Here is an 8,581-nt window from a genome sequence, read left to right on the forward strand (position 1 = left end):
CTCATCTCCCCGTTGGGCGTGCGGGCTCTGTGGGCCCGGCCGCTTCGCGCGACGCACTCTAGAAGCTGGAGTGGACTCCAGCGCAAGGGCCGGTTCCGGCGGCACCGTCCAGGGCGTCCGCGCGCTCCAGGTCGCCGAGGAATGCCACGAGCAGCTGGTGGAGTGCGTCGGGCCGCTCCAGATGGACGTCGTGCCCCGTGGCCGGGACGCTCGCGGTCCAGGTGTCGGGGCGCTCGCGGACCATGGCGTCGAACTCGTCCGCCGTGACGATCCCGTTCTGGGCGATCACCATGAGCTTCGGGCAGTCGATCGCCGCCCACTCCTCCCACCAGGCCCGGGTGGCGTTCTCGGCGAGCGAGCGCACCAGGACCCCGGGGTCGAACCGCGGCCACAGCCCGCCGCCGTCCCGTTCCTCAAGCCCGGCCGCCCACCCCTCGCCCACGGGGCCGCCGCCCAGGAAGCGCGCGGCCGCCTTCCGCGTGGGGAACGGCACCGGCCAGGACTTCAGCCACGCGCCGATGTCGTCGGCAACGCCCGGGTCCGCCTGCGCGGCCCCGGCCTCCACGAGCACCACGCCGCTCAGCAGGCCGGGGCGGGCGGCGGCGGTGAGCATGGCGGCGTGCCCGCCGAGCGACTGTCCGATCAGCACGGGCCGGGGAAGGGCGAGTTCCTTGATGACGGCGACGGCGTCGGCGACGTACGCGGCCCGTGAGGTGTCCTGCGGGAGGCGCTCGCTGAGGCCGTGCCCGCGCTGGTCGACGGCGACGACCCGGTGGCCTTCGGCCCGGAGCCGTACGGCGGTGGCGTCCCACTCGCCGGCGTGTCCGGCGAGCCCGTGCAGCAGGACGACGGCAGGCGAGGTCCCGTCGTCGTCGCCCGCACCGCCGTTCCAGTCCCGGCAGGTGAGCCGTACACCGTCGCGTATGACGACACGCTCGGACCAGGACCGGGTCATACGAGTTCCTCCGAGGGGGAGAGCAGGGCGTCCGCGACCGAGGTGCGGGCGTAGAGGACGGAGCGGCCGCTGCGGTGCGCGGTGACGAGGCCCGCGTCGCGCAGCGCGGTGAGGTGCTGGGAGACGGCGGCGGCCGACAGACCGCAGTGGGCGGCGAGCCACGTGGTGGAGGCCGGGGTGTCGAGTTCGGTGAGGAGCAGGGTGCGGGAGCGGCCGAGTACGGCGGCGACGGCATCGGTCGAGGCGGACGCGCGCGGCTCCCAGAGGTTGCCGATGCCGCGTGCGGGATAGGCGAGTTGGGGCGGTTCGGGTGTCACCGCGCGGGTCAGGACGCGAGGCCAGGCGAAGGCCGAGGGGACGAGCAGCAGCCCGGAGCCCGCCTTGTCGCGGGTCAGCGCGCAGTGGCGGCGGACCAGGTGCAGGGTGCCGTCGTCCCACCGTACGGTCTCGTGCAGTTCGCTCAGGACGCGCGCCGAGCCGTGCTCGGCGACCTGCCGGGCGCGGTGGAAGACGTCGGCTTCGAGGAGCCGGCGGATGCGGGCCCAGTAGGGGGCGAGGGCGAGTTCCCAGTACGCCTCGATCTCGGCGACGACCTTCTCCAGGGCCTCCTCGGGGGCCTCGCGTAGCAGTCGCATACGGGGGGAGGGGCGGCGTCCGGTGCCGTCCGGCTCCTTCGTGTGGAGGACGTCCACGTCCTTGCGCACCTGCTCGGGCGTGGAGGCGCGGATGGCGTCGAGTTCGACGGCGAGGCTGGGGAAGGGGGCGGAAGGGGTCGGGTTGAGGAAGTCGGCGAGGTAGCCGTGCCCGGGGATCAACTCGGCGAGCCAGCCGCGGTCGAGACCCGCACCGCTGACCCGGGGCCGTACCTGAGCGGCCCAACGCCGGTGCAGGGGCGGGTCGTCGGCTTCGCGGAGCAGCCGGAAGCTGGTGACGACCTCCCACATGGGGGAGACGGCGAACCGGGTCTGGGCCAGATCCGCCGCCGAGAAACTGAGCCCTGACTCCACGAGCGCCCCCTTGTATCCCATGTATCCCACAGTGGATTCGGCCTGAGCTTAATCAATGGTGGGGTCGGGTGTCCCGGGCGCATGGTCCTCGCATGCTCTCCTCCTTCCGCGGACTCCCGCCCACCGTGTGGACCCTCTTCGCCGGGACGGTCGTCAACCGCCTCGGCTTCATGGTCACCCCCTTCCTCGTCTTCTTCCTCGCCGCGCGCGACGTCACGGGCCCGGAGACGACGTACGTCCTCGGCGCCCTGGGCGCGGGCAACCTCCTCGGCCCGGCGGTGGGCGGCGTGCTCGCCGACCGCGTGGGCCGCCGCCCCACGATGCTGCTCGGTCTCATCGGCTCGGCGGCGGCGCAGGGCGCGCTGTTCGTGGCGCCGGGCGTGTGGACGATGGCGGCGGCGGCGCTGCTGATCAGTGCGATGGGGGCACTGGTCGGCCCGGCGGCGTACGCGCTGATGGCCGACGCGGTCGACGCGGATCGCAGGCAGCGCGCGTACGCCCTGTTCGGCTGGGGCGTGAACATCGGTACGGCGGTGGCCGGCGTCCTCGGCGGCTTCCTGGCGGCGGAGGGCTACTGGCTGCTGTTCGCGGTGGACGCGGGGACGATGCTGATCTACGCGGTGGTGGTGGCGACGCGCCTGAAGGAGCCGCGACGCACGGAGGCGGCACGCGGCGCGGGGGACGGCATCGGCTACGGAGTGGTGTTCCGGGACCGCCTGGCCCTGGCACTGCTCCCGCTCTTCGGGATCCAGCTCTTCGTCTACTCCCTGACGGAGGTGGCCCTGCCGCTCGCCGTCCAGGACAGCGGTCTGTCGCCGGCGGTGTACGGGGCGATGGCGGCGGTCAACGCCATCCTGGTGGTCGCGCTCCAGCCCTTCGTCACGGCGAGGCTGACCCGCCTGCCCCAGTTGTGGGTGCAGGCCGCGGGCAGCGTCCTGATCGCGGTCGGCGTGGCGTTGACGGGCCTCGCGGACGGGATCGTGGGCTTCACGGTGTCGGTGGTGGTCTGGTCGCTGGGGGAGGTCGTGGTCGCGGGCATCGCGGCGACGGTCGTCGCCAACCTGGCGCCGCCCCACGCCCGCGGCCGCTACCAGGGGGCTTTCAGCTGGACCTGGGGCGTCGCCCGCTTCACGGCCCTCACCGTGGGCGTCACGCTCTACACGGGCCTGGGCCCGTCGACCCTCTGGTGGACGGCCCTGGCAGGCGGCCTGACAGCGGCGACGGCGACCCTGGCCCTGACGAGCCGGGTCACGCGCCGAACGGCACACGCACTGGCGGCGTGAGGGCCGGGGGCGGGTATGGGGGGCGGGTCCGGGGCGGGTTCGGTAGGTGGTCCGGGCGCGGGTGCGGGGCGGGTATGGGGGGCCGGGGCAGGTCCGGGGGCGGGGGAGAGGGCGCCCCGGACCGCCGCCGGCCGGTCAGTCGCGCCGGATGTGCTCGGGGTCTACGTGACGCCGCACGAGGGGCAGGGAGGCGACCGCGGCGGCGACGAGCACGCCGAGACAGCAGACGAGGAGCAGGGGCAGCCCACTCCAGTCCCAGTGCACGGCCCCACCCCCGGTGATCAGATAACTCGACTCGGCGAGCCACCCGGTGACCACGGCGGCCCCGAGCCCCAGGGCCAGCGGCAGCACGACCTGCGCACACTGCACGACCCGCAAGGTCGCCGCCCGGGCCCCGAGCAACGCGAGCGCGGCGACCTGCGCCCGCCGCTCCATGGCCCGATCAGCGACGGACACGACGAAGGCGGCGACGCTGATGACGAGGCCGAGGACCATGCCGGCGGCGAGGAGGCTGCGGATGACGGTGAGTTGGGCGAGGGAGGTGATGACGATGCCGACGGGTTGGACGCGCGCGAGGGGGGCGATGGTGCCGATGCCGTCTAGGACGGTGCGGACGGTCTGAGGGTCGGAGGCGGAGGCGAGCACGAGATGCCCCTCTGCAGGAAGCGTGCCGACGGGAAGGAATGAGGGCGGGACGAGTACCTCCCCAGCACTCAGGTCGTAGGACGCGTACGTGGCAGCGGTGAGCAGCTCACGAGGGAGTGCGACGGAGAACTTCTGACCGTTGTCAAGGAGAATCGGGAAACTGCTGCCTGGCGTAGCGTCCTCATCCGGAGGGATGTCCGGACGGGCGAGGCGGAGGATCTTGCCCTCCACACAGCCCCGGGACGACTTGCTGAAGGCTGCGAGTTGAGCGCAGGTGGCAATGGTCACGTCGATATCAGGGTGGGACGCCTCGTCGGGAGGGGTCCATGAAGGTGTCCTGATGCCATAGCCCGTGACCCCTTCCACTTGCGCCAGCCTCTCCCGCTGCTGAGGGGTCAGGTCGGCCAGGCTGATGTCGTACTCCTGGACGGGCGAAGTGTTACGGCTCACCTGGCCGATTTCCACGAGCACGCCTTGTGTGAGCGAGGTGGCGTAGACGAGCAGCACGAGACCTGTGACGACACGCAGCGAGGCGCCAGGCTCAACCTCTGCGCGACGCATTGCGAGCGCCAGCGAGAGCGACTGAGTCGTTCGGGCGAGCCGACGGGCCAACCACGAGGTGATCGGCGGCAGGCCGAAGACCAGCCCAGCTCCGGTCAGCAGCACCGCGCCAGGGATAAGGATGGTGTTGGCGGAGCCGCCGGAGGGGTCTCTCCCCAGCACACTGAGGGCGCAGTACCCGCCAATGACGCCGAGTCCCGGAACAAGGAGAAGGCTTCCGAACATTTTGGGCTGTGTGCGCTCGGCGGTGCGACGGACGTTGAGTGGACTGCGTGCTGCTGTACGAGCGCTGCGCTGCCCAACGAACCAGGCGAGCGCCGGGCAGAGGATCAGGCACGCGACGAGGGTGGTGGCCTCGGGGCGGCCGTCGGCGGGATACCAGTGGAGACCAGGTAGACCGATCCTCGACATGATCTCGTTGACGACCAGGTAGCCGCCAACGCCGACCAGTGCCCCAAGGGAGGCGGCTGAGACCGTCTCGCCGGCGTTGACCCGCAGTGTGTCCCTGATACTCATCCCCACCAATCGCAGCGCTGCGAGTCGGCGGGCACGCGACTCGGCCGAGAGCCGGGCGCATACCGACAGGAATACGGCGAGGGGAAGTAGGACCACACAGGCGAGCGTGAACCGCAGGATGTCCAGCGTGGATTCTTCGACCACTTCGGTGATCGCGTACTGAGATCCGAAGTAGTCCACGCGCCGCAGACGTTCGTCACTCGGGAGCTGGCCATGGGAAGTTCCCACGTAGGCGTACAACTCGTCGGCTCCGGCCAGCCCCTCCGGACCGATCGTGCCAGTCACCTTGCCGGGCAGGAGCCCGGCGACGCCAGGCGACTCGGCCAAGACCTCGCGCAACCGGGGCGAGACGATTACTTCTCCGGCGGCGGGTAGTCTGTCGAGGCCCGGGGGGACGGGCGCCGGGCCGGAGACCGCGCGGGCGATGAACACGCGGCGGAGCGGCTGGGAGCCGTAGGCGTCCTGGTGGCTGCGTGCGATCGTGTCTGAGGTCGACCAGCCCTCATTCAGTTCGTAGTTGGTCTGCGGCTCACGGGCGGCGGACCGCGCATCGTGGGCGGCGAGGATCCCCGGAATCGTGAGCACGGCGGCAAGGCAGGCCACGCCGAGCGAGCAGCCGAACGTCATCAGGAGAAACCGGGCCCGGCCCCTGCGTCCACCGCGCCATACCAGCAGCATGCCGAGCAGGAAGGGGTTCACTTCAGGATCCCGTCGGTCATCGTGTACCGGCTGTCTGCGTGCTCGGCCACCGTCGCGTCGTGCGTGACGATCACGACGGCGGTGCCCTGATCCCGTGCGAGCCGTAGGAACTCTTCCAGTACGGCAGAGGCGTTGACGCTGTCGAGCGCGCCGGTCGGCTCGTCGGCGAAGACGACGTCCGGCCGGTGGACGAGAGCCCGTGCGACGGCGACCCGCTGGCTCTGTCCGCCGGAGAGCTGGGAGGTTCTGCGTTGCAGCAGTTCGGTCATCCCGAGCCGCCCGAGGACCTCCCCGGCTGCCGCATGCGCGGGCGCCTTGCGCTGGCCGGCGAGTCGCAGTGGCAGGGCGGCGTTCTCCTCGACCGTCAGCTCTGGCAGCAGTTCACCGTACTGGAAGACGAAGCCGAACCGCTCCCGCCGCAGCGTGCTCAGATCGTCGTCGGAGAGCGTAGAGAAGGCGGTTCCGTCGAAGGAGACAGAGCCGTTCGTCGGTGCCAACACCCCGGCCAGGCAGTACAGCAGCGACGACTTTCCGGATCCACTGCTCCCCATGATGGCCGTCACCTCCCCACGCCTGAGCGAGAAGTCCGCGCCGCTGACGGCCTTCTGCGTTCCGTAGAAGAGATCCACGCCCTCGGCGCGGAGAATGGCGTCCATCGTGGTGCGAACTCCCTTGCTGCGGGGGCCGCACGTAGGCAGCCCCCAGAACCGTCGTGCCTGCGACTACCGCTGCCTCGGACGCTCGCGGTACACGGTGTCGGAACAGTTGTCCGGGCGCAGGGATCCACGGTCACGACAGGCGCGGATCCATGCCTCGTCCGTGACCTGGGCGGCTCCGTCGTAGATCACCTTCTTCAGAGTGACGGTCTTCCTCTGCACTCCGTAGAGGCGGCTCCAGCTGTAGCCCTCGACCCGAGTCTCCACGTAGACGTTGTGGCCGTCATTGGGCTCCTCGTCCTTGAGCTTCACGTCGAAGTGGAACCCACCGCGGTTGTGGCCCCTGGGCTCCCACTTGTAGTCGCCCTTGGCGATTACGCCGTCGGTGTTCATCACCGGGAGCTTCTTCCACCCATCCGCAACCGCAACCCCCGCCCCGCCCAAGAACAGCCCCGCCGCAACCGCCGTCGTCATCAACTTCCGCACGTTTCCTCCATCTTGAGCACCCTCACCGGGTGTTGCGCAGAGTGTTTCAGTGATCACGCAGCGCACGCGCGGGCGTAACGTCTCTGCCGCTGCGGACCCCCCGAACCGGTGACATCACCACATGAGTCCGTCCCTCGCCCCGTCGGCCGCTCGCACTCCCAGGCGCCCTGCCCCGTAGGGGTGATCATCGGTGTGGCGGCGTGAGGCGGCGGCGTTCCGGGACCAAGGATGCGCCCATGCGCATTCCCACATCCCTGCCCCGCCGTGCCCTCCTTCCCCTCGTGGCCGCCGTCGCGTTGATGGCCACGACCGCCTCCTCCGTGGCCGCCGTCGCAGAGGCCTGCGGGTCGGTCATCACGGCCCCGCTCGCCCGCCCCGCCGCCGCCGACGACCCCTGTCCCAGCACCGACCCGGTCGTGTGCCGGATCCGTGTCCTGCCGATGGACGAGAAGGTGGAGGCCCAGCGGACCCGGATGCGGTACCACGAACTCCTGGAGGACATGCACCGCACCGAGGCCGGCATGCGTGAGGCGGGGGCCTCGGACGAGGAGATCGCCCGCGAGCTGGTCGACATGCGCAACCAGGCCAAGGCGATCACCCGCGCCGGCATGACCGAGGACGAGGTCCGCATCCTGGAGGAGCGGAACACGGCCAAGTACGGCAACCCCCTCGGCCCCACCGCGGACCAGCTGTACGTCAAGTACGGCTCCTGGCAGCAGGTCATCGACGCGTCGATGCGCACCAGCTACGCGGTCGACCGCGAGCTGAGTCTCGAGTACCGTCCCTGCCCCGTCTAGCCCCGTACTTCGCAGGGCGTTGATTCGGATCATCCGGTTGTCGTGGTGGGGTCCGGGACTGGTGGCGTGGCATTGGGCTGGGTGTGTCGATGACTTCCCGGTCCCCGCGGCCACGGTCCCCCACGGCCGCGGCCACGGTCCCCCACGGCCACGGCCCCCACGGTCCCAGCGCCAGCGCCAGCGCCAGCGCTTCGAGTGCGCGGTGACGTCCGTGGTGGAGAAGTGTCTGGGCGCTCTGCCTGTCGCTGCCGAGTTTCTGCGCCAGCTGGATGTGGCGGGGATCGTCGATGGGCTGTGCCCGGGCGGTGCGAGTGTTCTGCCTGATCGAGCGACAGGTCAGACGGGCTCTCGGCCCCCAGCAGACCATGGTCGGCCTCTACCTGGACAACCGCCGGGTCCGCCCCACCGGCCGGATGATCCTCTACCAACTCGGCGAACTCACCTCGCGCATCGGTACCGTCACCGACCCTCCGGTGTTGCGGAGCACCCGGGGCGTCCAGCTTCATCTGAGTCCTTTCGTGGATACGCCCACCTTCAGGTGGGGGAGGAAACGAAACCCCTGCGGAGCGGGGCAGTGAGCGGGGTTTCGCTCCCAGGGCGAAAGACCGGGCCCTGACCCGTAGGTTTGATCTTTACCTGTGGCCTCGCTAGTTTGTGAGCTGTGGCCACGACTCACGTGAAGCGGGCGTTCAAGTACCGCTTCTATCCGACGGATACGCAGGCAGCCGAGCTGTCGCGTACCTTCGGCTGTGTTCGCAAGGTCTACAACCTGGCGCTCGCCGCCCGTACGGAGGCATGGACCAGGCAGGAGCGGGTCAACTACAACCAGACCTCGGCCATGCTGACCGTGTGGAAGAAGACCGAGGAACTGGCCTATCTCGGCGAGGTCTCCTCTGTCCCGCTCCAGCAGTGCCTGCGGCACCTCCAGGTGGCGTTCACCAACTTCTTCGGCAAGCGGGCCAAGTACCCACGCTTC

Annotated in this window: 8 protein-coding genes; 3 read left to right on the forward strand and 5 right to left on the reverse strand. The window is 70.4% G+C overall.

All coding sequences use genetic code 11. The features are described 5' to 3' along the window. Positions 1-58 precede the first annotated feature (58 nt). Complete coding sequence (locus ACFUJR_RS11975) at positions 59-955, reverse strand: alpha/beta fold hydrolase (protein ID WP_383170433.1); 897 nt, start codon at positions 953-955, stop codon at positions 59-61. Beyond that, a complete protein-coding gene (locus tag ACFUJR_RS11980) occupies positions 952-1,983 on the reverse strand; it encodes a DUF5937 family protein (RefSeq protein ID WP_383170431.1) in 1,032 nt (343 codons plus the stop codon). The genes ACFUJR_RS11975 and ACFUJR_RS11980 overlap by 4 nt, the downstream gene beginning before the upstream one ends. A gap of 71 nt (positions 1,984-2,054) precedes the next feature. Between ACFUJR_RS11980 and ACFUJR_RS11985 the strand changes: the two genes are divergently transcribed. After that, positions 2,055-3,245: an MDR family MFS transporter gene (locus tag ACFUJR_RS11985; protein WP_383170429.1), complete on the forward strand. Its 1,191-nt coding sequence runs from the start codon at positions 2,055-2,057 to the stop codon at positions 3,243-3,245. A 135-nt stretch (positions 3,246-3,380) separates the two neighbouring features. Here the strand turns inward: ACFUJR_RS11985 and ACFUJR_RS11990 are convergent, their stop codons facing one another. The 3 genes from ACFUJR_RS11990 to ACFUJR_RS12000 form a co-directional block, all read right to left on the reverse strand. After that, positions 3,381-5,666: an FtsX-like permease family protein gene (locus ACFUJR_RS11990; protein ID WP_383450348.1), complete on the reverse strand. Its 2,286-nt coding sequence runs from the start codon at positions 5,664-5,666 to the stop codon at positions 3,381-3,383. Next, entirely contained in the window at positions 5,663-6,322 is a 660-nt protein-coding gene (locus ACFUJR_RS11995) for an ABC transporter ATP-binding protein (RefSeq protein WP_383170427.1), read from the reverse strand. Before ACFUJR_RS11995 ends, ACFUJR_RS11990 begins: the two co-directional genes overlap by 4 nt. 66 nt (positions 6,323-6,388) lie before the next feature. After that, positions 6,389-6,808, reverse strand: a complete 420-nt coding sequence (locus ACFUJR_RS12000; protein WP_383170426.1) for a hypothetical protein — start codon at positions 6,806-6,808, stop codon at positions 6,389-6,391. Positions 6,809-7,044: 236 nt separating this feature from the next. On the opposite strand from ACFUJR_RS12000, the gene ACFUJR_RS12005 reads away from it, so the two are divergent. After that, positions 7,045-7,605 carry a hypothetical protein gene (locus ACFUJR_RS12005; protein WP_383170424.1) on the forward strand — a complete coding sequence of 187 codons (561 nt, stop codon included), beginning with the start codon at positions 7,045-7,047 and terminating at the stop codon, positions 7,603-7,605. A 661-nt stretch (positions 7,606-8,266) separates the two neighbouring features. After that, a partial coding sequence (locus tag ACFUJR_RS12010) for a helix-turn-helix domain-containing protein (RefSeq protein ID WP_383450351.1) occupies positions 8,267-8,581 on the forward strand: 315 nt, incomplete at its 3' end.

The organism is Streptomyces sp. NPDC057271 (genome assembly GCF_042668715.1).
Taxonomy (GTDB): Bacteria; Actinomycetota; Actinomycetes; order Streptomycetales; family Streptomycetaceae; genus Streptomyces.

Bases quoted from the DNA above. Each gene is read 5' to 3' on its own strand.
- ACFUJR_RS11975 (WP_383170433.1), bottom strand. From the start codon at position 955: ATGACCCGGTCCTGGTCCGAGCGTGTCGTCATACGCGACGGTGTACGG.
- ACFUJR_RS11980 (WP_383170431.1), bottom strand. From the start codon at position 1,983: ATGGGATACAAGGGGGCGCTCGTGGAGTCAGGGCTCAGTTTCTCGGCG.
- ACFUJR_RS11985 (WP_383170429.1), top strand. From the start codon at position 2,055: ATGCTCTCCTCCTTCCGCGGACTCCCGCCCACCGTGTGGACCCTCTTC.
- ACFUJR_RS11995 (WP_383170427.1), bottom strand. From the start codon at position 6,322: ATGGACGCCATTCTCCGCGCCGAGGGCGTGGATCTCTTCTACGGAACG.
- ACFUJR_RS12005 (WP_383170424.1), top strand. From the start codon at position 7,045: ATGCGCATTCCCACATCCCTGCCCCGCCGTGCCCTCCTTCCCCTCGTG.